The following is a 24902-nucleotide window of genomic DNA, read 5'->3' as shown; positions in this document are numbered from 1 at the left end:
CTTGACGTGATGAGGGTGTGCCTTCGGCGCTGGTACGTCATGTTGCCAGTTCTCATCCTCGCCGGGGGGATCTGGGCGGGGATGGCCAGGCAGCTCGAGCCGACGTACACCGGCTTCGGCAGCTATGCCTTTGTCTACCCGCACAGCGATCAGATCAAGGCCGACGCGCCGGATCCACGTACATCCAACCCGCTCGGCAGCGACTCGACGCTGCTGGGCGAGGCAGTCCTCGCCGACCTCACCTCTGTCACCACGCAGACGACGTTGGGCGGCACGAACTCAGGCGCCGCGCCCGGACAGGCGGCCAACGGCAGCCACTACGCGATCACCCTGCCGCCGCAGACCGCGTCGTACGTCGTCCAGACCTGGGGAAAGAGCCAGGCCGAGGTCCTGAAGGTCGTGAAGTCCGTCCTCGCCAACGCACCCAAGCGCGCCGAGCAGATCCAGACCCGCGCCGGAGCGCCGGAGCGTTCGCGCTACACGACCTTCGTCACCTCGCCGCCTCAGGCCACGGAGCTGCCCCCACAGTCCAAGGTCAAGCTCTTCCTCGCGGTGATGGCTGTCGGCATCATCGCCGGCGCCGCGCTGTCGCTGCTCGTCGACCGGCTGGTCGCTCGTCGCCTGGAGATGCCGAAGGTGCCGAGAGCTCCGCGTCGCAAGCGGGACGAGCCGGCCGCTGAGGACCAGGACGATCAGACCCTGGTCAGCAGTCGCCGCGACGACAAGCCTGCTGTCGCCAGCGACAATGACGAGACCATGGCCGGGCGTCCGGAGGACAAGTTCGCACCCGCGCGCGTGCGACTGCCCAAAGAACGAGACAAAGAGAAAGAAAAGAAGGCCGCACCGCGTGCCAACGGGGCCCCTGTGATCGGAGCATCCGACGACACGTCGGACGATGACGCCCCCGACATGTACGACGAGCTGCTGATGGGACGACGAAGCCGCCGGCCGTGAGCACTCTTGCGGAGCGACCGAGACGGTGGCGGTGGTCCCTACGCCTGGTCATCGCCTGTGCCGCGGGAGCGGTGGTGGCAGCGGCCTACGCCGCGCTGAGCGATGATCCGCGCGTCCCCATCCTGCTGGCCATCATCCTCCTGGCCGCCGCCGCCGGCGCAGGTGTCGCGATGTCCGAACGTGACGCGGGCGGCATCCTCACGGTCATGCTGGCGCTGCTGTTCCTCGTTCCGGAGAACTACGTCATCAAGGGCCCGCTGAAGTCGGTGGGCAACCCGTCGCTCATGCTCGGGCTCTTCTGCCTGGTGCTCTGGGTGGCGGCCCGACTGATGGGAACGATCCGCGGCAAGCAGGCCCACCCGATCCGCTGGGTGGTGTGGTTCTACCTGGTGACCGGTGTGACGGCGTACGTCACCGCGACGACGCGATACCTCACCTCAGACGAGAGCGGGTCGGTCGTACGCTCGATCTTCCCTTTCCTGGCCATGGTCGGGATCGCGATGCTCGCCGTCGACGGGCTCGAAACGGTCGAACGGGTGACGACGGTGCTGCGACGCCTTGTCGCCCTGGTCGCTGTCCAGGCCACGATCGGCATCCTGGAGTACTCCGCGGGTCTCGACTACCACCAGCTGGCGCACCTACCCGGGCTGACCGCGAACACCGAGATCACGTCAGGCGAGCGCGGCGGATTCGCCCGTGTCGAGGGGGCGGCCGCGCACCCCATCGAGTTCTCCGTCGTCCTCGCGGCTGCGGCGCCACTCGCGCTGCACTTCGCGCTCAACGCTCGCAATCCCAAGGAGCGCCGGCGGTTCTGGTTCATGCTCGCCGCCATCCTCGCCGCGATCCCGTTGCCGGTCTCGCGGTCAGGCATTGTCGGGCTGCTCGTCGCGCTGGGGGTCTACTGCGTCGCCCTCACTCCCCGCGCCAGGATCAACCTGGCCGTCCTCGGCGTCCTCGGCCTCGGGATGTTCCGAGCGGCCGTGCCCGGTCTGCTCGGCACGCTGAAGAGCTTCTTCCTGGCGGGTTCCTCCGATGACAGCATCACGGGACGCACCGAGGACTACGGCCATATCCCGGCCCTGATGCACGGGCACTGGTGGTTCGGTCGAGGATTCGGCACCTTCCAGCCGGCGGCGTACTTCTATCTGGACAACCAGTTCCTCATGAGCCTGCTCAACGGCGGATTCTTTGCCGTCGCAGCGCTGCTCGCGATTTTCGTCGTGGGTGGCGGGGTCGCCCGAGGGGCCCGAAAGCGCCTGGAGGACCGCCCTGCGCGCGACCTCGGGCAGGCCATCGCCGCGGCGATCTCCTGTCTGGCCATCAGTGCGCTGACGTTCGATGAGTTCAGCTTCCTCCAGTGCGCCTTCGTCCTCTTCCTGCTGGTCGGGTGCGCCGGCGCCCTCTGGAGCTCGGCGGTCGAGAGCTCGGGTGAGCGGTCCGTACCGAAGCCGACCGCACGTCGGCGGTCGATCGGTCGCCCGAGGCGAGCACATGCAACCGTCTGACGTCGTGGACGGACCTCCGAGCGAGGTCGTCATGGCCCTCGGGTTCAGCACGTGGGGCGACGCGCGCCGGCGCGACTTCGGCTTCTCGCCCGACCGCATGGCTCGGGCACTGCTTGAGGATCCCGACATCGCAGACGTGACTGTTGTGGACGCGTTTCGCAGCCGGCTCGGACGGGCCAAGAACTGGCGTCAACCACGTGCCGAAGGCTTTCCGCACGGCCCGGACCGCCGCATCGTCCATCCGTTGCGATGGGCCCGCCGAGACCCGCTGGGTCAGGAGCGCGTCGTACGCCACTACCGCAGTCTCGATCGGCGGCTGGCGACGCTCGGGCGACGCCGGTCGGCGGCTCCGGTGCTCGTCACCTGTCATCCGGTCCATGCAGCCGTCGCCGACCGGTCGGTCTGGCGCGACGTCGTCTACTACGCCTGGGACGACTGGCTGTCCTACCCGCTCATGACGCAGTGGCGTCCGGTGACGGCCTGGGCCTACAGCAGGATGGCTGCGCAGCGGACCAACGTCATCGGCGTGACGCCGGCGATCATCGACCGCATCGGGTCCGAGCGCAGCACCGTCATCCCCAACGGTGTCGACGTGTCGGAGGTCCGCGACCTGCCCGCCCCGCCTGCATGGTTCGACCAGCTGCGCCGACCCGTCGCTTTCTACTCCGGGTCACTCCAGCAACGGGTGGACACCGATGCCATCGCTGCTGCCGCCCGCGATCTGCCCGACTGGGACTTCTGTCTGGTCGGACCGATGGTCGACCCTCGGCCGTTCGACCAGCTGGCGGCTGTCCCCAACGTGCACATCCATGAGCGAGTGCCCCGCGCTGAGGTGCTCGCCATGGCCGCGGCCGCGTCGGTGTGCCTGGTGCCCCATCGACGCACCGAGATGACCGTCGCCATGAGCCCCCTCAAGCTCTACGAGTACGCCGCGGTCGGGACGCCGATCGTCGCCACCGACCTGCCGTCGATCCGCGGCGTCACCGATCGGATGGTGCTGGTCGAGCCAGGCGCCCCGCAGGCCGCCGCGATCCTCGCTGCCGCACAGATGCCGCCTGCCGACCAAGCCTCGCTGTGGCAGTGGCGATTGCAGCACGACTGGAGCAACCGTTACGTGGCGTGGCGGGCCGCCGCGCTCAGCACCGACGCAGCGCGAACATCGACCTACCGTCGCGAGGGCGCGACCGGCTCAGGAGGAGACGCATGACCAGTCGCCCGGAGGTGACGGTCGTCGTCGTCACCTACAACAGCGCCGACCTCTTGCCCGACCTCGTCGCGTCCTTCCCCGCTGGCCTCGAGGGTGTCGAGGCGCGAATCGTGTTCGTGGACAACGACTCTCACGATGGATCAGCCGAGGCCGCCGCTCGGCTCCTGCCCTCAGCGAAGGTCGTCGAGACCGGACGTAATGGGGGCTACGCGGCCGGGATCAATGCCGGCGTAGCAGCGCTCGGCACCGCGGACGCCGTGCTCATTCTCAACGCCGACGTACGGCTCGGTGAGGGGTGCGTACGCGAGCTGCTTCGGGGTCTCGAGGTCCCGGGCACCGGCATCGCGGTGCCCCGGCTGACCAACCGCCACGGCGAGCTCAACCACTCCATGCGCCGCGAGCCGGGCGCGCTGCGCACCCTGGCGGAGACCGCGGTCGGCGCGCGCCGGCTCGGCCGCCTGTGGGACGTCGGCGAGTTCGTCTACGACGAGACGCGCTACGACAACGAGGCCATCACCGACTGGGCGGAGGGCTCGACGCAGCTCATCAGCGCTGAGTGCTGGGCCGCGTGCGGCCCGTGGGACGAGTCGTTCTTCCTGTACTCCGAGGAGACGGAGTACGGCCTCCGCGCGCGCGACGCAGGGTTCGTCACCCGCTACGTACCGACCGCTCATGCCGTCCACCTTGAGGGCGGCTCGGACTCCAACCCGGGCATGTGGGCGTTGCTGTCTCGCAACAAGGTGCTGCTCTACCGGCGCCGGCACGGACCCGTGTCGTCCTCGATGTTCTACGCCTTCGTCGTGGGTCGTGAGGCGACGCGTTCAGCGCTCGGCCACCCCACGAGTCGGGCTGCGCTGCGCATGCTGCTCAGCCGGCGTCGTATGCGTGAGCCCGCCGGCCCGCACTCATTGCGCGTGTGACGCGTCAGAGCCACCGCTTGCGAATCCCGTTGGCTGCCAACGCTGTTCGTCTGGGATTGCGCGCCGCCGCTTCGACGCGGTCCCGCAGCACGTCAGGTGTGTCACTGCTTCGAACGCTGAACCGTGGCACCAACCAGGCCGACGGCCGGGCCACTCGACAGTCACTGGTCGACAACGAGCGATAGTCGCTGGCCCGAACCCGACCGAGCACCCGACGGTTGTACCTGCCGAGCGGGAGCGCTGCGTTCCGTACCGGCGTCCCTGCCGCCTCGGACAACGCGACCCGTGCGTCATCGATCTCCAGGCCGAGGTCGGCCGGCGCCACGTCGGGCCAGGGTGTGTGGGTCCAGCCGTGGTTGCCGACCTCCATGCCCGCGTCGACCAGCGCCTTGACGTCGTCCCTGCCCAGGCTGCCCGGCTGGTCGAGGCGTCCTGCGAGCACGAAGAAGGAAGCGTGCAGACCACGCTCGACCAGCGCCGGCAGCGCCAGCTCAATGTCCGAGCTGTTGCCGTCGTCGAAGCTGAGCCGGGTGAGCGGCCAGTCGCAGATCTCATCGAGCAGCCGCTGGAACTGGTCTGCCGACACCCAGTACCAGTCCTCGTCCGGCTCCAAGGTCCGTCCCGGCCGACCGATCCCGTGGAAGCACACCTGCACCTCACGTCCCGGCGGCAGCGTCTGCGAGGTCATGTCGGTACGACCGAGTCAGGTGCCGTACGGGTCGTACCCCAGCCTGGCCGGGCCAGGCGGGCCTGGACCTGGGCGGCCAACGTGAGCCCGACGTACACCATTGCGCTCGGGGCCAGGCCGGGTTGCCGGCGGACCTCGGCGGACAGCCAGCTGAGGGACGACCGAGGCCGTACGTCCCCCTCGGACTCGGCGGACCGCAGCTCGCTGTTGCCGCGGCGCACCCGCGCCAGGCGCCGGAGGAGGTCAGGGACCGTGCGCGGGGTCTCAACCACGCTCTCGACCTGCGCGACCTCGACCTTCTCCGCCGCCGAGAACTGCGAGTCCAGGAACAGGTCATCGGCGACGAGCAGCGGGAACTCGGTGAACCGACGGCGGCCCTTCTCCGAGATCGCGATCGCACCGCGGCCGAACAGCCCGTCCCGGTAGGCGGGGTGACGGGCGTTGATGTCGAAGTACATCCGTACGGGACGCGTCGCCCCGTGCGCGTCGATCGCCCGCCTCGGAACGGCGGCAAGGACGACCGTGCCGTGCGCTCCGACGCGATCGAGAGGGGCGATGAGAAGACGGAGGTCAGCACTGCTCAGCGAGATGTCCGCATCGAGGTAAACCCTCGGAAAGCCGGTCGCTCGCGCCTCCGCGGCATTGAGCGCCGCAGCCTTGCCGGGACTGGGCAGGTCCACCACGGTGACCCCGCGGCGGCGTGCCTGGTCGGCGGTGTCGTCGCTGCACCCGTTGGCCGCCACGACCACGTCCAGGTGCGTGTCACGCCCGTCGCCCAGCAGGCGATCGAGGCACGGCCCGATGGTGTGCCCCTCGTTGTGTGCAGCAATCAGGACCGAGACCACGCAACCCCCTCGTCGGCCGGTCAACCGCACCTCCGTCCCCGCCGGAGATGCCTTCTCACACGATAGGTGGATCGGGCACCCTCGGCCGCGAGATGCGCAAACACCCCACCTGCGGTATTTGGGCATCGCGAGTTCTCGTCGTCTCGTACCGTAGAGACGATGTGCGACACGACTGCCTGCTTGTAGGCGTCGGTCGGCATCGTGGGGGTTTTGGGGAAGGACGTCTCAAGTGCGCGCGCGCGTCATGCCGATCACTGACAGCGACGTCTCCGACGTGTCCGCGTTCATGCACGAGCACCTCAACAGCGACGTGCCGGCCGCTGCATGGGAGCGGGCCTTGCGGATGCCGTGGGCGACCGACGCCCCGAATCACGGGTTCATGCTGAAGCTGGAGGACCAGGTGGTCGGCGCCTACGTCGCCTACTACTCGGAGCGAGATGTCCGCGGCACGACAGAGCGCTTCTGCAACCTCGGCGCGTGGTGCGTCCTGGAGGAGCATCGGTTCGCGGGCGTTCGGCTGCTCACCTCACTTCTCGCCCAGCGCGACTACCACTTCACCGACATGTCGCCGAGCGGCAACGTGATTGAGCTCAACAAGCGGCTGAAGTTCTCGGTCATGGACACGGCGACCGCCCTGGTGCCCAACCTGCCGTGGCCCAGCCGACCCGGCGGCGTCCTGGTCAGCTCGGACCCGTCGGTCGTCCGCGAGCACCTGGACGACGTCCAGCTGCGGATCTACGACGATCATCTGGACGCTGCGGCAGCGCGTCACGTCATCGTCCGCGACCGAGATCGCGTGTGCTACTTGATCTTTCGGCACGACCGACGCAAGGGACTTCCCGTCTTCGCGTCGATCCTGCACGCGAGCGACCCACAGCTGCTCGCGCGTCACTTCCACCGCGTCACGAACCACCTGCTGCTGCACCATCGCGTGGCGTTCACGCTCGCGGAGCTGCGGGTCATCGGCCCGCGGCCCCGACCGTCGGTGATGCTCGAGCGGCCGCGACCGAAGATGTTCAAGAGCGCGACGCTGTCCGCAGATGACATCGACTACCTCTACACCGAGCTGGAGGCTCTGCCGTGGTGACTACAGCCCCGAGCTCGCCGCACCCTGGTGTGGCCACCCTGGTCGACCGGTTCGGCGCAACCGACGGCACGCTCACGGTCGGTGGCATCCCGGTCGACCGGCTTGCCGCGCGCGTCGGCAGCACGCCCTTCTTCGCGTACGACCGCGCTCAGATCACCCAGCGCGTGGCCGAGCTGCGGGCCGCGCTGCCCTCGGATGTCGAGCTGTCCTATGCGATGAAGGCCAACCCGATGCCAGCGCTGGTGCAGCACGCGCGCACGGTCTTGGACTGCCTCGACGTCGCATCGGGCGGCGAGCTGCGGGTAGCGCTCGACACGGGCATCGATCCTGGCGACATCAGCTTTGCCGGGCCGGGCAAGACGGTCGATGAGCTGACCCAGGCCGTCGCGGCAGGCGTACTCATCGAGCTCGAGTCCGAGCTCGAGGCGCGACGTGCGCTGGACGCCGGAGACCGCGTCGGCGTACGACCTCGGGTCGCCGTACGCGTCAACCCGTCCTTCGAGGTCAAGGGCTCGGGCATGCGGATGGGCGGCGGCCCGCAGCAGTTCGGAGTCGACGAGGAGGACGTACCCGCCCTGCTCGCTCAGCTGCGCGACACGGATCTCGACGTCGAGGGCTTCCACGTGTTCTCCGGCTCGCAAAACCTTCGCGCGGAGATTCTGACCACCGCACAGGAGCTCACCGTCGACCTCGTCCTCCGACTGTCGGAGCACCTGGACCAGCCTGCGCGATACGTGAATCTCGGTGGTGGCTTTGGGATTCCGTACTACGCCAAGGAGGCGCCGCTCGACCTGGCACAGGTTGGCGACGGCCTGCGACGGATCATGGCGGAGCGGCTGCGACCCCAGCTGCCAGACGCCCGCGTGCTGCTCGAGCTCGGCCGCTACATCGTGGGCGAGGCGGGCGTCTACGTCACGCGCGTGGTCGACAGCAAGGTGTCACGCGGCCAGCGGTTCCTGATCGTGGACGGCGGGATGCACCACCAGCTCGCCGCATCCGGCAACTTCGGCCAGGTGATCCGTCGCAACTACCCGCTCGTGATCGGGACCGACCTGTCGGCGGGCGACGTCGAGACCAACGTGGTCGGTTGTCTCTGTACGCCGCTGGACCTGCTCGGGGACCGCGTTCCCCTGCCCGACGCCGAGGTCGGCGACCTCGTGGTGGTCTTCCAGGCCGGCGCCTACGGTCTGACCGCCAGCCCCACCGCATTCCTCAGTCACCCGACTCCCGTGGAGGTCTTGGTATGAACGAAAGCCCGACGGCGCCAGCCACCGACACACTCGCGCAGGTGCGCGACCTGCTCGTGGAGACACTGGGCATCCAAGGGGACAGCATCACGGCGTCGACCGAGCTGTTCGGCAGCATGCCGGAGCTCGACTCGCTCGCCATCGTGCAGGTCGCCACGGAGATCGAGAACCAGTTCGGCTTCGAGGTCGACGACGAGGACATCACCGGCGATGTCTTCGAGACGGTCGGCAGCCTGACGGCGTACGTCGACTCGCACCGCCCCTGAGGCTCACGCCTCGCTGGCTCCGAGCTCCCGGGCCTGACGCTGGTCCACCTTGCCGTTGGCCAGACGCGGCACGCGGGCCACGGGGATCAAGGACTCGGGCAGCTGCTCGGAGGTGACCACCTCGGCGAGCGCCTTCCGGACGTTCGTGACCCGGTCGGCGTCGATCTCGGCGATCGTCAGCAACCGTCCTGACGGGTCCTGGAACGTGAACGACGCGACGCCGTGCGCACGCTCGAGCAGGTCGTCCACGTAGTCGAGGTCGATGAAGATCCCGTGCCGTTTCACGCGACGCCCGGAGCGGCCGAGGCAGAAGAAGTTCGTTCCGTCGTGCACACCGATGTCACCGGTGACGACACCACCCGTGCTGGACCAGCGCGGATACCCGTCACCGTCCTGACCGCCGAATCGATAGCCCCCGGGCGCCCACTCGCTGTGGATGGCGAGCAGCTGATCGGAGTCCAGCTGCACCGACCAGTCGCCGACTCGGCCGTCGCCGACCGTGACGACTCCCTCGTGCTCAGGTACGTCCGCCCCGGTGAGCAGTCGAGCCGCGCTCGCGAAGCCGATCGTCTCGCTCGTGCCGTAGGTGTTGACCACGGCTGGGATGCCGAGCTCATGCACAGCGCGCACGTGCGACGTACGCAACCTGTCGCCGCCGCTGCCCCAGACGCGAAGGGATGGTGGAGCCGAACGGCGTTCTGCCACAGCGAGTTCCACGCTTCGCGGCGCGAGCCGGACGTGCGTTGCGCCCACGCGCGTGGCAAAACGCAGGGGCCGAAGGCCGTCGGCCGTGGAGCCGAGCTGCAGCTGCGCACCGGAGGCGAGGGCGAGCAGGACGTTGGTGATCGCCATGTCGTATGACAACGGCGTTGGCTCGGCCCACACCGCCGCTGCGTCCAGCTCGAGCTCAGCAGCACCGGCCGCAACGAAGCGGGACACGCTGGCCCAGGGCGCCAGGACGCCCTTCGGAGCGGCGCCGGTCGACCCGCTGGTCATGGCCAGGTAGCCGGACACCAGCTCCGTCGCCGCCCCGTCGCTGTCACCGGCTCGGACGCCTTCCTGATCGATGACGACGTGCGGGCGTACGGCAGTGAGTACGGCCTTGGTCCGCTCGTCCGGCCAAGCCGGATCGAGGAACACCACCGTGAGGTCGTGCAGGATCGCCGTGGTCAGGCAGAGTGCGGCACGAGAACCGAGCGGGAGGCGGACCGCCACGGTCGGGCGTACGACGGAGCTCGCGGCTCGGATCTCGGTCACCAGATCGGACGCATCCTGACGGGCCTCCGCGAGCGACAGACCCCCAGAACGATCAGCGATCAGCACATCGGATCGCGGCACCGCGAGCACCTGCTCGGCGAGCTCATTCATCGACGTTGCCTGCACTGCACGACAGCTCCCCCTATCGCCACGAACATCTCGGAACGACATCCGAAGCCGCGACGGCGCGCATAGGCTAACACCCCAGGAAGCCGATGTATCTGGTATGGAGCCACGGCGAGCCTGGCATCACTTGGGCGGCGGGGGACGTATATGTCGGGGGCGAATGGGGCGAGCGGCCCGACACTGCTGGTCGCCTCCACGGGGGGCCATCTCGAACAGCTGATGCGGCTGCGCCATCGGCTGCGCCCGCTCGCTGACGAGGTCGAGTGGGTGACGGCCGACGACCCGCAGTCACGGTCCCTCCTCGAGGGCGAGACCGTGCACTTCCTCCGCTACGTCGCGCCGCGCCACGGCGAAGTCATGCTCGCCAACGTCCCACCGGCCGACCGGCTGCTGCGTCGCGGAGGCTACGCACGGGTCGTCACCACAGGCGCCGCCATGGCGCTGTCCGTCCTCCTGCCCGCGAGCGCTCGACGGATCCCGTGCCACTGGATCGAGAGCTCCGCCCGCGCCACCGGGCCGAGCCTCACGGGGCGCCTCGCCTCCCGCCTCCCCGGCATGCAGCTCTACGCCCAGTACCCCTCGTGGGCGACCGGTCGCTGGAACTTCCAAGGCAGCGTCTTCGACGACTACACCAGCGTGCCGGCACCCGGAGTGGCCGCAGGCAACATCAAGAAGGTGGTCGTCACCTTCGGGACCATGCGCACGTACGGCTTCCGCCGGGCTGCGGAGGCGGTGCTGCGTCTCCTGCCGGAGATCGTTGCCGACAATGCGGACGTGCTGTGGCAGGTCGGCTACACCGACGTGTCAGATCTCCCGATCGACGGTCGTCAGAGCATGCCCGCCGAGGAGCTGCGCGCCGCGGTCCGGGAGGCCGATCTCGTCATCGCGCACGCCGGCGTGGGTTCGGCGCTGACGGCGCTCGACGCCGGTCGCGTGCCCGTGCTCCTGACCCGGCGTCAGGCGTACGACGAGCATGTCGATGACCATCAGCAGATGATCGCTGACGAGCTGGCCCGCCGGGATCTGGCGGTCAGCTGTGATCCCGATCAGCTGACCGTCGAGCACCTCATGGCGGCAGCCGGGCTGGCGGCGACCCGCCGTTCGTCGAGCGCGCCGTTCACCCTGGTCGAGACACCACGTCGTCACAGATAGAGCGTGCGATAGCGGACACTCCCCCGCGCACGCCCGACCATGCCGCCGAGCATCGTGAACCAGACGTATCGACGACGCGGACCGAGCAGCGGATAGGGCGCTCGGACCACAAGCCACCCGACCTTGCGAGCGACGACTGCCGCGGGCCGGCGTTGGGCACCCTGGCTCCGAAAGCGTTGGTACAGAAGGACTTCCGCGCCTTCGTAGTTGGCCATCTGCCGGTAGACACCCATCGGCGTCGGGCGGTAGCGGTAGTGGATGAGGGCTGTGGGCGCGACCGCGAGTGTCCAGCCCGCCAGCTGGCCGCGCCATGACAGATCGACGTCCTCGAGGAACGGCAGGCTCTCGTCGAATCCATCCAGCGCCTCAAACGCCGAGCGCCGCACGAGCACATTGCAGGACCGCGCGAACGGGAGGTAGTCGCACGGTCCCTCCGGCAGCTCGTCCCACACCGCCGACGGTCCGCGAGCCAGCACCGTCCACGGTGGGTTGAGCTCGGCGACTCCCATCGCCCCGGACACCATGTCCGCGCCCTCGCGCGCGGCGTACAGACGCTCGAGCCAAGCCGGGTCCGCGACATCGTCGGCGTCGCAGAAGGCGAGCCACTCACCCTGGGCGTGACGCGCCCCGACGTTGCGGGCGTACGACGGTCCCTGCCTGTCGGTCGCGCGCAAGCAGCGCAGCGGGAGCCTTCCGACCCACTCCTGCGCCGCGTCGAACGTGCCGTCCGTGCTCGCGTTGTCGACGAGGAGGAGCTCCCACTCACCATCGAAGGTCTGGCGAGACAGCGCCTCGAGCTGGTCCTGGAGCTCGGGAAGGCCGTTGTAGACCGGAACGATCACGCTGACATCCACTGGTCTCCCCCGACCCGACCGACCTGCCGACGGTCCGCCTGTCGGCAGCCTAATCACCAGGTTGCTGTTCGGCAGCAGGTCGCGGCAAAGACGGATCGCCGCGGTATCGCCCGTGACACGATGCGCGAGTGGGCCAGGCACCGTTTCCTCTGAGCGGGATCCTCGTCGTCTCGGCCCGGGCTCGTGACGCCTCTGCCCCGGATGTCTTCGCCGCACTGGCCCGATGTCAGGTGCCCGGGGCGTCCGTACGACGTCTCGGCGACTTCCATGTCGCGGTCTGGGGCGCGATCACGATGCCATCGGTCGGCAGCCTGCCGATCTTCCTCAGCGCCATCGCGCGCGACAGCCTCCACGACGTCGCCCCGGACGCTCTCGACCTGACCTCGACCGAGTCCACCGCGGCGGTCCGCGGCATGATGCCGGCCTTCGGGGCTCTTCAGCTGACCGAGACCACCGCCTACGGCGTGACCGATGCCCTCGGCTTCCGGCACCTCTACCACCGCCAAGGTCGCGGCTGGTCGGCCCTCTCGACCTCGGCGTACGTGCTGGGGGCGCTGGCTCCGTCCGAGCTCGATCACGAGGCAGTGGCTGTCCAGGCGATGCTGGGTTGGCAGCTCGGCAACAGCACACTGACCCGCGACGTCACCAAGCTCGCGGCGGGAGGCCGGGTCACGCTGCAGTCCGGGCAGGTCGAGGTGGGCACCTACCTGCCGGAGGACCGCGCTCCCGAAACGGTCGACCTGTCCGAAGCGGTGCCGCGAGCCGCCAAGCTGCTTCGGTCGTACCTCACGGCCTATCTGGAGGAGCACCCCGACGCGGTGCTCCAGCTCACCGGTGGCCTCGACTCACGCATCCTGCTCGCGGCGATCGAGCCGGCGCAGCGACGCGGCCTGCGGGTCCTCACCCTGGCGACCGCGCCCGACGATCCCGACGTCGTGATCGCCGGCGAGCTCGCCGCCCGTGACTCGATGGAGCACCTGATCCACAACCTGGAGTCCTTGACCGCACTCGCGCCCTCCGACGCGCACGACCTGGTGATGTGGGCGGGCAGTCGCGTCGACGGCATGGCCGATCCGGTGGCGCACGCGGCGCTCAGCATGACGGAGGCGACGATGCCTCAGGGCCACCGGATCTCGGGGCTGGGTGGCGAGGTCGCCCGCGGCTTCTACTACTTCGGGCCGCAGATCCCCTTGCCCGTCACTCCGATGCAGACTCGTCTGCTCACCTCATGGCGCATGTTCGCCAACCAGTCGGTCTCCGACTCGGTGCTGGACGCGGACTTCGGCCGGTGGGCGCGTGATCATGCCCGCAACGCGGTGCACCGCAGCCTTCGTTCGACCGACGCGGCGTGGTTCCCGGCGACCGACCACTTCTATCTGTACGAGCGGATGCAGCGCTGGGCGGGCGTCACGGACAGCGCGGTGTGCCTGGACCGGGCCGTCGTCAACCCGATGCTGGACCCGGGCTTCATCGACATCGCGAACGCTCTCCCACCGCGGGCCAAGAGCAACGCCCGTTTCCTGTCCTCGCTCGTCTGTGAGCTCGACCCCGAGCTGGGTCGCATCCCGCTGGAGGGTCGACCACCACCGGCAGCCTCGGTGTCACCGAGCGGCGGGCAGCGGGTCAGGCACGTCGCAACGACGGTACGCAAGGGAGTCGCCAAGGTGCGGCAACGCGCGGGCGGCCGCACGCTGCCGCCCGCGGGCGGATCGGTGCTGAGCGACAAGGTGCTCGAGCAGTGGCGGCAGCACCCGGAGCTCCTCGAGCCGCTGCGCGGACAGCACGTGGTCCGCGACAGCTGGCTCGAGTCGCTCCTTGAGGGGTCGGTCCAGCCCGCAGAGAACGAGCTGGCCTTTGCCGCGAGTCTCCTCGCGACGGTAGCCGCCACGGCGGCTTCAACCGTGGCGGCTCCGCGGCCTTAGCGGACGGTCTTTAGTTGAAGACCGATCCGTCGTCCCAGTGGTTGCCGCTCCACACGTTCCCTGGAGCCTTCGGGTCGAAGTCGCCGACCGGGCCGTACTTGCCACAGTCGCCGTTCGCGCCACGCTGGAACACGTTGTTGGTGAACACGATGTTGTTCGCGCCACCGCTGTAGGGCTTGCCACCGGAGGATCCGCCGTAGGTGCAGAAGGATCCGTCGACCGTCGCGACAAACAGGTTGTTGTCGATCGTGACGTGCGCGACCGGCTGCCAGTCGCCGTACATCGTGAGGCCGGCGGAGCATCCACCACCCACGGACGTGTCCCGCGCGTCACACGCGATCGTGTTGTGCCGCAGGGTGGTGTACTGGTCGGCCCGGAATCCCGAGGCGTGCCACGGCTGGTTGGACGGGATCTCCTGGCCGTGCATCCACGAGTCGGTCACCGTGCAGGTGCTGCACAGGCCACCACTGTTGCCACCGGACAGCTCAGTCCGGGTGATCGTGAAGTTGTTGCCCTGTACGGCCTTCACCTCGCGAGGGCCGACGTGGACCTCTGAGTCCGTCAGCGTGACGGAGGCGCCAGAGCCGTCGACAGTCATGATGCCGCCCTCGACCTGGGACCGGACGATCGTGACGTTCTTCGCCTTGATCTCGAGGTCACCCTTGACGAGCTTGCCGACGATGGTCGTGCCAGGCGTGGTGATCGTCAGCGGACCCGAGTAGGCGCTGAGCGAGGTGCCCGCCGGAACTCCGGTGTTCGACTCTCCGGGCCAGCCGCCCGGGGCGGGCTTCGAGGTAGCAGTCGCGGTCGGCGAGGGTGCCGAGCTGCTCGAGCTCGGCGCCGGGCTCGTCGCCGTGGCCGTCGATGAGCGATGCCTCGAGGGTCGGTGGTGCCCCGTCCCAGGCTTGTGAGTGGTTGACCGAATGGTCGGGGTGGACTTCGGGTACTGACGGGGGTTGGGCTTGATGTGCTGCGACGATGTTGCCGTGGCGCTCTGTGTCGACAACTGGCCCGCCGAGTCCGCTGCTCCGATCGACGAGCCGCCGGCGAACGGGACACAGGCCGCGAACAGCGGCACAGCCGCTGCTCCTGCGACAAGGGCCCCGGCCTTGACAACGACGCGTCTACGGGCGGGCTTTGGGGTTGTGTGTGACATGTAAGGAGACTCCAAGGGTCTGGACGGCTCCCCTCCGAGCAGTGAGTGTAGCCACGTACTGAAGGCGGATCGCCGACTTCGTACGTCCCGCGGCAGCAGCGGGGGCGATGTCTCACTGCCGCTACTGGCCTTTCACAGGTGAACCATCCGGTGACGATCCGGTCACGATTCACCGCTACTGCCCCAGACCTGGGGCCCAGCCCCGCCGCGGGAGGGGAACGTCAACGGCGGGACTGGACGACTCAGTGGCGAACCGCACGCAGCGCTTCCCTCAGTCCCCCCTCAGAACGCCCTGACCATCGCGTCGGCGCATGATCAACGACGAGAGTAAAGTTTTAGTCAAGTACTAGCCACGATATGGCGGCGAGGGCCGCAACGTTGGCTTCTTTGCACCTCTGGTCCGCCGGGCAAACAATGGAGGGTTGGCGGATCGCGGACGAACGATCTTCGACGCCGTGGATGGATGGGGTCGAGCTGTAAAACGTGCAGAACAGGGCGGCAACTCGCTCGCTCTTGTAGCCGGACCTGGGCCGCGTCCCGTCGCCCCCTCCGACGACGTCCCCATGAACGCGACGTCCAGATCCGCCCCCTCCACTGGCCGTAAGAGTACGCCCGGCGCCACCGTTTGGTAAGTGCTTAGCCAAGTTTCAGTCAAGAAAATGTAAAGTCACTCATCGAGCGTGAATGACATTTTGTGCCGCGGTCAGGCCGACGTGCACCAGCTGCTCCACCGCATCCGCGGCATCAGGCAGCAGGAAGTCCAGCTCGGGACGCTCGCTGGAGGAGAAGTCCTTGAGGACGTACGCCGCGGGATCCATGCGACCGGGCGGCCGGCCGATCCCGACGCGCACCCGCAGATAGTCCTTGGTCCCGGTCGAGCGGGTGATCGAGCGGAGGCCGTTGTGACCGCCCTCGCCGCCACCACGCTTGAGCCGCAGCTGGGCGAAGTCGATGTCGAGCTCGTCGTGCACCACGATGAGCCGCTCCGCCGGGACCTTGAAGAACTGCATCAGCCCGGCCACCGGACCACCGGACTCGTTCATGTAGGTGGACGGCACGGCGACCACGGCCTTCGGGCCAGGTACGCCGCCGGGGAGAGTGCCGAGCCGGATCTCCGCCGCGCGGGCCCGGGACTTGTGGGCGCGCAGGTTGGCGCCTGACCGGCGTACGAGCTCATCGACGACCATCGCGCCGACGTTGTGGCGATTGCCTGCGTACGTCGTCCCCGGGTTGCCCAGCCCGATCACCAACCATGTGTCCACGCGGCGATCCTCTCAGACGCCCGCGTCCAGCAGCGCGAGCAGATGGGGCACCCGACGCAGCAGCGCAGCCCGCCTCAGTCGAGTCGGTTCCGGCTCGCCCGTCGTCTCAGCCAGGTTGATCATGCCGGCGTCCCCGGCGGCGACAGCAGCCTCGATGCCGTCGATCGCCAGCTGCGTCCGCTCCAGGCAGGCCTCCAGCACCTGCCGCGGGCGTACGCCGCCGTACGCGGCAGCGATCAGTCGCAGTCGATCCAGGACCACGTCATCGGGCGTCTCCCGGAACAGGGGTACGCCGGTCCAGGCGATGTGGCCCAGCTCAAGCAGGGGCGTGGTCGGCCCCGCGAGGTCCCAGTCGAAGACCCCCGCCAGCCGGTCGCCGTCGAAGCACACGTTGTAGGGCGCAATATCGTTGTGCCCCAACATGATTGGGCCTTCAGGTCCCGGGAACCGCCACGGTCCGGGATGGTCGAAGTCCTGCAGGGCCGCATGCAGCCCACGGGTCCACGCGACGACCTCGATCAGCTGCCCGTCCGACAGCTCCTCGGTGTCGAGGTCCACCACTCGACCCGGCAGATACGTCAACACCTCGCGCCCGAGACCGTCATGCCCGAGGAAGCGGGGCACGCACGGCAGCCCTGACTGCTCCAGGTGCTTCAGCAGGGCGTGGACGGCGGGAGACCACGGCCCCGTCGTACGCCGGACCGTGTCGCCGACGCGCCACGCGCCGTGGACGTTGCCGCCCGGCAGGCGTTCCCCGACCTCGTCTCCCCACACTGTCGGCACGCCCCGCATCATGCCAGCGGGGATGCCGAAGGCCCCGGCCGGCTGTACGCCGGACCGGGGCCCTCGAGGTGGTGCAGCTGAAGATCAGCCCTCGTCGGAGGACTTCGCGTCGCCCTCGGCTGCATCGCCATCGGTCTCGGGCTCGTCGCGCTCGATGCCGGCCTCGGCGTCGGCCTCCTCGAGCTCGGCGTCCAGCTCCTCCTGCGAGACCTGCTGGGTGACGTTGACGACCAGCAGCTCCTCGTCGGCGATGAGCGTGGTGCCGGCGGGCAGCGTGACGTCCTTGGCCAGGATCTGGCTGCCGGCCTCGAGGCCCTCGACGGACACGGTGACGGACTCGGGGATCGCCGTCGCCTCGGCCTCGACCTCGAGGGTGGAGTTCTCGAGGTTGACGACCGTCTCGGCTGCGGCCTCGCCCTCGAGGTGGACCGGCACGTCGACGGTGACCTTCTCGCCCTTGCGGACGATGACCAGGTCGATATGGTCGATGACCGGCTTCAGCGGGTCACGCTGGACGTCCTTGGCCAGCGCGAGCTGGTCCTCGCCCTCGAGCTCGATGGTCAGCAGCGCGTTGACGTTCTTCAGCGCCTGGTAGGTGTCGTGACCCGGCAGGGTCAGGTGGGTCGGGGCCTCACCGTGGCCGTACAGGACGGCGGGGATCTTGTCGGCGCGACGGATGCGGCGGGCCGCACCCTTGCCGAACTCGGTACGGGTCTCGGCGACGAGACGGGTTTCGGACTGGGCCATGTCAGGCTCCTCGGTTGCAACGGGGGGTGGCAGTGGCCTCGACGCGGGACGTGGCACGAACAACACGTCAGCCCGCGGACGTCCTGAGGACATCTGGGCCACCGCGTCGATCACGGAGCTGCGCGTGCAGCGTCCCTCGCCGAGGCAACGCCGACGATCGTACGACGACCCGTCGCCTCTCCCCAAATCCGCGCCCATCGCTGGTCGAGTAGCCGGAGCGCCAGCGGAGGCGTATCGAGACCCCGTGGCCGCGCGCAGCTGGTCTCGATACGGCTCGCCCTGGGGGCTCGCCTACTCGACCGGCGAGAGCGGCTCGCCTACTCGACCAGCGGAAGCGTCAGGCGCGGCCGTCGAACATGCTCGTCACGGATCCGTCCTCGAAGACCTCGCGGATCGCGGTCGACAGCAGCGGCGCGATGGACAGCACCGTGAGCTTGTCGAACCGCTTCTCCGCAGCGATCGGGAGTGTGTCGGTGACGATGACCTCGCGGGCCGAGGACGCCTTCAGCCGCTCGACCGCGGGATCGGACAGGATCGCGTGGGTGGCCGCGATGACGACGCTGGCAGCGCCGTCGTTCATCAGCGCCTCAGCCGCGTGGCAGATCGTGCCGCCCGAGTCGATCATGTCGTCAACCAGGATGCAGGTACGGCCCTCGACCTGACCGACGACGCGGTTGGCGACCGACTCGTTGGGCCGGGTGATGTCGCGGGTCTTGTGGATGAACGCCAGCGGTGCACCGCCGAGGCGGGAGGACCAGTGCTCGGCGACCTTGATGCGACCGGCGTCCGGTGAGACGACCGCGAGGTCCTCGTTGCCGTACTTCTCGCGCACGTAGTCGGCCAGGATCGGCAGCGCCATCAGGTGGTCCACCGGACCGTCGAAGAAGCCCTGGATCTGGTCGGTGTGCAGGTCGACCGCCATCAGCCGGTCGGCGCCCGCGGTCTTGAACAGGTCAGCCATCAGGCGGGCCGAGATCGGCTCGCGCCCGCGGTGCTTCTTGTCCTGGCGGGCGTAGCCGTAGAACGGCAGGACCACGGTGATCCGCTTGGCGGACGCGCGCTTGAGCGCGTCGACCATGATCAGGTGCTCCATGATCCACTCGTTGACCGGAGCGGTGTGGCTCTGGATGACGAACGCGTCGCAGCCGCGCACCGACTCCTCGTAGCGCACGTAGATCTCGGAGTTGGCGAACGCTCGCGCCTCGGTCGGCACCAGCTCGGTCCCCAGCTCCTTGGCGACCTCTTTGGACAGCCCTGGGTGTGCACGGCCGGAGAACACCATGAGGTTCTTCTCGGTGGTGCGCTTCATGCTGCTCGTCATGCGGGAGTGCCCTCGCCCTCACTGGTGTCCTGGTCCTGCGCGAGCGCCGCTTCGGCGGCCTCGTGGGTCTTGGTCCCCTGCCGTCGGCGGGCAACCCAGCCGTCGATGTTGCGCTGCCGGCCGCGCGCGACCGCGATCTGTCCGGGCTTCACGTCAACCTCGATCGCCGAACCGGCCCCGACGTACGACCCGTCGGCGATCGTGCGCGGCGCGATGATCACCGAGTTGCTGCCGATGAAGGCGTGCTTGCCGACGTTGGTGTGGTGCTTGGCCACGCCGTCGTAGTTGGCGAAGATTGTGCCGGCTCCGATGTTGGCGCCCTCACCGATCGTCGCGTCACCGGCGTAGGTCAGGTGGGGCACCTTGGCGCCCGCGCCGATGTCGGCGTTCTTGGTCTCGACGAAGCCGCCGATCTTGCCCTTGGCGCCCAACGTCGTACCGGGACGCAGGTAGGAGAACGGTCCGACGGTCGCCTCCGGCCCGATGACGGCCAGGTGCGCCTGCGTGCGTACGACGCTGGCCCCGTCTCCGACCTCGGTGTCGGTCAGCGTGGTGTCCGGGCCGATCGTGGCACCCGCGCCGATGCTGGTCGCGCCCTTGAGCTGGATGTTGGGCTCGAGCACCGTGTCGCGGCCGACGGTGACCTCGGCGTCGACCCACGTCGTGTCCGGGTCGACGACGATGGCGCCCGACTCGCGCATCAGCCGGTCCAGCGTGCGGCGGTTGAGCTCCTTGCCCATGCGCGCCAGCTGCACCTTGTCGTTGACACCCTCGATCTGCCAGACGTCCTCGATGCTGTGGCTGTCGACGCGGCCACCGCCATCGCGGGCGATGGCGAGCACGTCGGTGAGGTACTTCTCGCCCTGCGCGTTGTCGGTGGTGACCTTGGCCAGGCTCGTGCGCAGCACCTCGACGTCGAAGGCGTAGATGCCCGAGTTGATCTCGCCGATCTCAAGGGCGTGCTGGAACTCGCTGCCCTCGTCGCGGGCCTTGACCGCGTCCTTGTGCTCGATGATCGCGTGCACCGTGCCGTCGGGGCCGCGGAAGATCCGGCCATAACCGGTCGGATCCTCGAGGTGCGCGGTCAGCACGGTGACCGCGTTGCCGGCGCTCTCGTGGATGCGAGTGAGGTCGAGCAGCGTCTCGCTGGTCAGCAGCGGGGTGTCGCCGTAGGTCACGAGCACGGTGCCGGACAGGTCCGGCGGCAGGGCGTCGAGGGCGCACTCAGCCGCTCGCCCGGTGCCCTTGACCTCGTCCTGGTCGGCGATGACCGCCTCGGGCACGATCTGCGCCACCTGCGGCGCCACGCGCTCGCGCTGGGCGCGCACGGTGACCGCGAGATGCGCGGCCTGGGTGCCGGCGGCGGCGAGCAGTGCGTGCGCCACGAGGGTGCGACCCCCGATGGTGTGCAGCATCTTGTTGAGGTCGGACTTCATCCGGGTGCCGTCACCAGCGGCCAGGACGATGACGGCAGCGGGGCGGGAGACGCTCACAGGAAGGACACTCCGGGAGGTGGGGGTCAGTCGCGCGACGGTGAGGTCGCGTGTCAGGCCGACAGGTTACCTGTCATTCACCCAGCGGACGCCAGCAGGCGATGCGGGCGCCCGGTCCGGCGTACACAACTGCCGACATCGGAACCTGTGTACGCCGCAGCGACTGCGATGTGCTCCCCGGGTTGGAATCGAACCAACGTCGCTAATCCTGATTCAAAGTCAGGCGGCCCCTGCCAGCAGAGCAACCGGGGAACGGCCCACCTTCCGCCCCTATCGGGGTCGGCCACGGGCAGAACCAGCGTTCAGCGTAGTCGAGCCGTCAGGGCGTCCGGCTCGCCCTCGCCCCCGTCATGCAGGACGCGACACATCGGTCGCGTCCCGCATGACCGAGGATGGCTGACCGATCCGACCGCGTGGGGCGTCACAATGGGTCAGTGAGCACCAACCCGTCCCGGTCGCGGATGACCGGCCAGCAACGTCGTGAGCAGCTGATCGTGGTCGGACGTCAGGTGTTCGCCGAACGCGGCGTCGGCGCCACCACCGTCGAGGAGATCGCGTCGAAGGCCGGGGTGACCAAGCCGCTGATCTACGAGCACTTCGGCGGCAAAGAGGGGCTGTACGCCGTCGTGGTCGACCGCGAGATGGCGCGGATGCTGGAGGTCATCACCAAGGCGCTCACCGCTGACGAGAGCTCACCGCACCAGCTGCTCGAGGACGCCGCGCTGGCCGTGCTCACCTACATCCAGGACTCACCGGACGGCTTCCGCGTGCTGACTCATGACTCGCCGTCGTGGCACACCGGCGGCTCGCTGGGCAGCCTGATGTCCGACATCGCGGTGCAGGTCGAGCAGGCTCTGGCCACGACGTTCAAGAAGACCAACCTCGACATGAAGTCCGTCCCGATCTATGCGCAGATGCTGCTCGGGTGCATCGCGCTGACGGGCGAGTGGTGGCTGGAGTCGGGCCGCAAGGTCAAGAAGGAGGAGCTCGCCGCCCACATGGTCAACCTCATCTGGAACGGCCTGACCGGCATGGAGCCCAAGCCGAAGCTGGGCCGCAAGAGCTGACCGTCAGGCCTGCTGAATCTCGATGCGGTTGCCGACCGGGTCGTCGGTGTGGAAGCGCCGTACGCCGACGATCTGCTCGTCCCACCGCACGTCGCCACCGGACTCCGCCACGGCCGCTGCCAGCGCGTCGACGTCATCGACGAGCAGGCACGGGTGCGCTTTGAGAGCGGGTCGGAAGTCCGCCTCGACGCCGCAGTGGATCTGCGCCTCCCCCACCTGGAACCAGCACCCACCGCGCGCCCGCAGGGCCTCAGGCTTCTCGACCTCAGGCAGCCCGAGCACGCCGGCGTAGAAGCCGCGCAGGGCGTCCTCCGAGCCGGCAGGGCAGGCGACCTGGACGTGGTGCAGCCCGAGCGCTGTCATGACGCCACCTGCCCGACCGCGAAGATCCGTCGGAACGGGAAAGGCGTGCCGTACGACCGGCGCGGGTAGTCATGCCCGAGCCGGGTCCCGAGCTCGGCCAGGAACGCGGCCTGCTCCTCCGTATCGAGCCGATCCAAGATCGGCCGCAGCGCCGTCCCCTTCACCCACTCGAGCACAGGCGAGGGCTGCTCACCGCCCGGGTCGAGCACCTGCACGTACGTCGTCTCCCACGCGTCGACGTGAGGGCATCGTCCGGCCAGCAGGTCGGCGTACGCCACCGGATCGTCCACCGGCGCCTCACGCAGTGCGGCGGTCAGCTCGGGTCCTCGGGGCTGGGCGGCGGCCACCTCGCGGACGGCCACGTGCGAAGGGGCGGCGAAGTTGCCGGGGACCTGCATCGCGAACCAGCCGCCCGGCCGAAGGGCCTCCAGCCACGTCGGGATCAGCTCGCGGTGCGAGGGCACCCACTGCAGGGTGGCGTTGCTGACGATCACGTCCGGGGCCCCGACTCCGGAGAGGTCCCAGGCCGCGACGTCAGCCTCCACCCACTCGACGCGACCATCGGCGTCGAGATCGCGGGCACGCTCGAGCATGTCTGCGGAGCTGTCCACGCCGATGACCCGCGCGTCTGGCCACCGATCGGCCGCGGCGAGCGTCATCGGCCCGTTGCCACAGCCGAGATCGATGACGAGAGAAGGGTTTTCGGCTCCGACTCGGCCAAGCAGATCAAAGAATGGTCGAGTGCGGTGGTCTGCGAAGCGTTCGTACTGAGCGGGGTCCCAGGTCGTCACGACGTGCCTCCTTGCACGATGGTGAGGGCATGGCCCCCAGCGCGAACTATCTTGACATCAAGATACTCGTAGATGTCTCGATGTCAAGAAACTTGATGCTGACTACACTTGCCGCATGACAGCTCGTGGCCGCCAGGACGAGGTCGACGTCATCGTCGATGCGTGGCAGCGCGAACGCGCCGACCTCGATGTCGCACCCCTGCACGTGCTCTCCCGTATCTCGCGGCTGGCCCGCCGCCTGGACCTGGCGCGCGGGACGGCCTTTGCCGAGCACCAGCTCGAAGGCTGGGAGTTCGACGTCCTGTCCGCTCTGCGTCGCGCGGGCGACCCCTACGAGCTGTCCCCCGGCTCGCTCATGCAGCAGACGCTGGTGACCAGCGGCACCATGACCAATCGGGTGGACCGCCTGGAGAAGCGTGGTCTCGTACGCCGAGGGCCGGCTCCCAGCGATCGTCGCGGCGTCCTGGTGCGGCTCACCGACGACGGTCGTCAGGTTGTCGATGCCGCGATGGCCGATCTGCTGGAGCGCGAGCAGGAGCTGCTGAGTCACCTGCCGGTACGCGAACGGGACCGGCTGGCCATGTCGTTGCGCACTCTGCTGGCCGCCCTCGAGGGCTGACCGGCTGGAAGTCGACCGCTCAGGTGGCCCGTCGGCGTACGGCTGCGGGCACCGGTCGCTTGTCGCGCGCCACCTCGGCACGCAGCCGGTCGCGCAGCGCCAGCACCTCGTCGTCGCTGTCGCCGACCGAGCGGTCCGCGGCCGCGAGCAGGCGGGTCGCCTCGGCCATGTCACCCGTGAGCACCGCGAGCTGAGCCGCCACGACCAGCGCCTCCGCGCGGTCGGTCGCCGTGCCGGCCCGGTTGAGGCAGACCGTGAACTCCTGCACCAGCGGCCGGATCCCGTCGACGATGCCGGCACCCATCCGGACGCGAGCGCTGTCCTTGCAGAACCGCCCCCAGGTGCGCAGATCGACCTGACCGCGCATCAGCAGAGCCGCGCGTTCGTGGCAGCGGCTGCCGTGCACGACCTCGCCGCGCACCAGCCAGGCGTCTCCCATCGCCCAGTAGGCCTGACCGGCTGCCACGGGCGGGAGGTGCGTGATGTCGAGACCGCGCAGCTGGCTGTGCGCTCGCTGCAGCATGGGTTCGTGATCGGCTGCCGCAGCCGCTGCGATCAGCGAACGGAGCGCAAGGAGACGGTGCTCGGGCGACAGCTCGGCGGCACGGTTGACGGCCTCCTGCGCGGCGGAGACCGCATCGCCCATCCGCCGCAGACCGCGCGCCGCGTCCGCCTTCTTGGCGAGCACGCGCATGTGCAGGGAGGAGTCGGCGCGGGTGACGGGCTCGCGCAGCAGGTCCTGGCACACGGTCAGGGCGTCGGCATGCTCCCCACGCGCCAGATGCGCATCGACCCGGCGGTGCTGGACGACCCACCACAGCTCGGGGTGCTCGCGGCGGTCGATACCGGCCACGGCCTCCTCGGTCAGCCGCAGGACGCGGGCGTGGTCCTGCTCGCGCCACGCGGTGTCCGACTCGACCAGGAAGTTGGTGGCCATCGCGCTCGGTGTCGGCTCGTGGCCGTCGCGGCGTTCGTCGCGCAGCTGGTCCTGGTCAACACCGAGCTGCTGGGCGAAATACTCCAGGGCTTCGGCGCTGATGCGGCGCCGTCCGCGCTCGATGTGCGACACGTAGCTGGCGGTGAATCGATCTCCGGCCAGGTCGGTCTGGGAGAGCCTGAGGTCGCGACGAAGTCGGCGAAGCCTGCTGCCAACCTCGTTCACGCTCGATCCCCTTTTCGTCGCTCGCTCGGACCAAGAATTCCAGAACGCTCCGACCGTGCTCACACGCGGGTCGGATCCGCCGGCAATGTCGGTGGCCACTGTGTCTCG

General features: G+C 69.0%; 24 protein-coding genes and 1 tRNA gene. 11 read left to right on the top strand and 14 right to left on the bottom strand.

From position 1 onward, the window contains the following. Positions 1-39 precede the first annotated feature (39 nt). The 4 genes from VV02_RS08720 to VV02_RS08705 are packed head-to-tail and all read left to right on the top strand — an operon-like array spanning position 40 to position 4586. Positions 40-954: a hypothetical protein gene (locus VV02_RS08720; RefSeq protein WP_052591007.1), complete on the top strand. Its 915-nt coding sequence runs from the start codon at positions 40-42 to the stop codon at positions 952-954. After that, complete coding sequence (locus VV02_RS26655; protein WP_169787666.1) at positions 951-2459, top strand: O-antigen ligase family protein; 1509 nt, start codon at positions 951-953, stop codon at positions 2457-2459. The genes VV02_RS08720 and VV02_RS26655 overlap by 4 nt, the downstream gene beginning before the upstream one ends. Further along, positions 2446-3666, top strand: a complete 1221-nt coding sequence (locus VV02_RS08710) for a glycosyltransferase (RefSeq protein WP_169787665.1) — start codon at positions 2446-2448, stop codon at positions 3664-3666. Before VV02_RS26655 ends, VV02_RS08710 begins: the two co-directional genes overlap by 14 nt. Next, positions 3663-4586, top strand: a complete 924-nt coding sequence (locus VV02_RS08705; RefSeq protein ID WP_052591004.1) for a glycosyltransferase family 2 protein — start codon at positions 3663-3665, stop codon at positions 4584-4586. Before VV02_RS08710 ends, VV02_RS08705 begins: the two co-directional genes overlap by 4 nt. 4 nt (positions 4587-4590) lie before the next feature. On the opposite strand, the gene VV02_RS08700 is transcribed toward VV02_RS08705, so the two are convergent. Beyond that, positions 4591-5274 carry a polysaccharide deacetylase family protein gene (locus tag VV02_RS08700; protein ID WP_052591003.1) on the bottom strand — a complete coding sequence of 228 codons (684 nt, stop codon included), beginning with the start codon at positions 5272-5274 and terminating at the stop codon, positions 4591-4593. After that, positions 5271-6119, bottom strand: a complete 849-nt coding sequence (locus VV02_RS08695) for a glycosyltransferase family 2 protein (RefSeq protein WP_052591002.1) — start codon at positions 6117-6119, stop codon at positions 5271-5273. The genes VV02_RS08700 and VV02_RS08695 overlap by 4 nt, the downstream gene beginning before the upstream one ends. A 229-nt stretch (positions 6120-6348) precedes the next feature. Between VV02_RS08695 and VV02_RS08690 the strand changes: the two genes are divergently transcribed. From VV02_RS08690 to VV02_RS08680, 3 genes are read left to right on the top strand one after another with little or no spacing between them, the layout of a single operon-like run. Further along, complete coding sequence (locus VV02_RS08690; protein ID WP_218917387.1) at positions 6349-7206, top strand: hypothetical protein; 858 nt, start codon at positions 6349-6351, stop codon at positions 7204-7206. Then, on the top strand, positions 7203-8453 hold the full coding sequence (locus tag VV02_RS08685) for a pyridoxal-dependent decarboxylase, exosortase A system-associated (RefSeq protein WP_245633029.1): 1251 nt from the start codon (positions 7203-7205) through the stop codon (positions 8451-8453). The genes VV02_RS08690 and VV02_RS08685 overlap by 4 nt, the downstream gene beginning before the upstream one ends. After that, complete coding sequence (locus VV02_RS08680) at positions 8450-8719, top strand: acyl carrier protein (protein ID WP_052591001.1); 270 nt, start codon at positions 8450-8452, stop codon at positions 8717-8719. The genes VV02_RS08685 and VV02_RS08680 overlap by 4 nt, the downstream gene beginning before the upstream one ends. Before the next feature lie 3 nt (positions 8720-8722). On the opposite strand, the gene VV02_RS08675 is transcribed toward VV02_RS08680, so the two are convergent. Continuing rightward, complete coding sequence (locus VV02_RS08675) at positions 8723-10087, bottom strand: AMP-binding protein (RefSeq protein ID WP_169787664.1); 1365 nt, start codon at positions 10085-10087, stop codon at positions 8723-8725. Between the two features lie 162 nt (positions 10088-10249). On the opposite strand from VV02_RS08675, the gene VV02_RS08670 reads away from it, so the two are divergent. Next, the gene (locus VV02_RS08670; protein WP_052590999.1) at positions 10250-11254 is read left to right on the top strand and encodes a glycosyltransferase; all 1005 of its coding nucleotides are present in this window, start codon (positions 10250-10252) and stop codon (positions 11252-11254) included. On the opposite strand, the gene VV02_RS08665 is transcribed toward VV02_RS08670, so the two are convergent. Next, the gene (locus tag VV02_RS08665) at positions 11245-12108 is read right to left on the bottom strand and encodes a glycosyltransferase family 2 protein (RefSeq protein WP_052590998.1); all 864 of its coding nucleotides are present in this window, start codon (positions 12106-12108) and stop codon (positions 11245-11247) included. The two genes, VV02_RS08670 and VV02_RS08665, sit on opposite strands and share 10 nt — an antisense overlap. 128 nt (positions 12109-12236) lie before the next feature. Between VV02_RS08665 and VV02_RS08660 the strand changes: the two genes are divergently transcribed. Then, positions 12237-14030: an asparagine synthetase B family protein gene (locus VV02_RS08660; protein WP_052590997.1), complete on the top strand. Its 1794-nt coding sequence runs from the start codon at positions 12237-12239 to the stop codon at positions 14028-14030. Between the two features lie 10 nt (positions 14031-14040). Here the strand turns inward: VV02_RS08660 and VV02_RS08655 are convergent, their stop codons facing one another. The 7 genes from VV02_RS08655 to VV02_RS08625 form a co-directional block, all read right to left on the bottom strand. Beyond that, entirely contained in the window at positions 14041-15108 is a 1068-nt protein-coding gene (locus tag VV02_RS08655) for a hypothetical protein (RefSeq protein ID WP_052590996.1), read from the bottom strand. A gap of 749 nt (positions 15109-15857) precedes the next feature. Beyond that, positions 15858-16448: an aminoacyl-tRNA hydrolase gene (pth, locus tag VV02_RS08650; RefSeq protein ID WP_052590995.1), complete on the bottom strand. Its 591-nt coding sequence runs from the start codon at positions 16446-16448 to the stop codon at positions 15858-15860. Between the two features lie 12 nt (positions 16449-16460). After that, positions 16461-17231 (bottom strand): phosphotransferase enzyme family protein, encoded by a 771-nt coding sequence (locus VV02_RS08645; RefSeq protein WP_245633028.1) that lies wholly within the window; start codon positions 17229-17231, stop codon positions 16461-16463. An 84-nt stretch (positions 17232-17315) separates the two neighbouring features. After that, positions 17316-17978, bottom strand: coding sequence for a 50S ribosomal protein L25/general stress protein Ctc (locus VV02_RS08640; protein ID WP_052590994.1), 663 nt, complete (start codon positions 17976-17978; stop codon positions 17316-17318). 337 nt (positions 17979-18315) lie between these two features. Then, a complete protein-coding gene (locus tag VV02_RS08635) occupies positions 18316-19299 on the bottom strand; it encodes a ribose-phosphate diphosphokinase (protein ID WP_052590993.1) in 984 nt (327 codons plus the stop codon). Beyond that, positions 19296-20792: a bifunctional UDP-N-acetylglucosamine diphosphorylase/glucosamine-1-phosphate N-acetyltransferase GlmU gene (gene glmU / locus VV02_RS08630; RefSeq protein ID WP_052590992.1), complete on the bottom strand. Its 1497-nt coding sequence runs from the start codon at positions 20790-20792 to the stop codon at positions 19296-19298. The genes VV02_RS08635 and glmU overlap by 4 nt, the downstream gene beginning before the upstream one ends. Positions 20793-20965: 173 nt before the next feature. Then, positions 20966-21044: transfer RNA gene (locus tag VV02_RS08625), tRNA-Gln, on the bottom strand. Positions 21045-21226: 182 nt separating this feature from the next. Here VV02_RS08625 and VV02_RS08620 point away from each other — a divergent pair. Further along, entirely contained in the window at positions 21227-21859 is a 633-nt protein-coding gene (locus VV02_RS08620) for a TetR/AcrR family transcriptional regulator (protein ID WP_342667825.1), read from the top strand. Positions 21860-21862: 3 nt separating this feature from the next. Here the strand turns inward: VV02_RS08620 and VV02_RS08615 are convergent, their stop codons facing one another. Then, the gene (locus VV02_RS08615; protein WP_052590990.1) at positions 21863-22222 is read right to left on the bottom strand and encodes a VOC family protein; all 360 of its coding nucleotides are present in this window, start codon (positions 22220-22222) and stop codon (positions 21863-21865) included. Beyond that, positions 22219-23013: a methyltransferase domain-containing protein gene (locus tag VV02_RS08610; protein ID WP_052590989.1), complete on the bottom strand. Its 795-nt coding sequence runs from the start codon at positions 23011-23013 to the stop codon at positions 22219-22221. Before VV02_RS08610 ends, VV02_RS08615 begins: the two co-directional genes overlap by 4 nt. A 115-nt stretch (positions 23014-23128) precedes the next feature. On the opposite strand from VV02_RS08610, the gene VV02_RS08605 reads away from it, so the two are divergent. Beyond that, positions 23129-23632, top strand: a complete 504-nt coding sequence (locus tag VV02_RS08605) for a MarR family winged helix-turn-helix transcriptional regulator (RefSeq protein ID WP_052590988.1) — start codon at positions 23129-23131, stop codon at positions 23630-23632. Positions 23633-23651: 19 nt separating this feature from the next. Here the strand turns inward: VV02_RS08605 and VV02_RS08600 are convergent, their stop codons facing one another. Then, a complete protein-coding gene (locus VV02_RS08600) occupies positions 23652-24794 on the bottom strand; it encodes a helix-turn-helix domain-containing protein (RefSeq protein ID WP_052590987.1) in 1143 nt (380 codons plus the stop codon). Positions 24795-24902 lie beyond the last annotated feature (108 nt).

Source organism: Luteipulveratus mongoliensis (genome assembly GCF_001190945.1).
Classification (GTDB): Bacteria; Actinomycetota; Actinomycetes; order Actinomycetales; family Dermatophilaceae; genus Luteipulveratus; species Luteipulveratus mongoliensis.
This window is presented reverse-complemented; position numbering and strand designations above follow the sequence as displayed.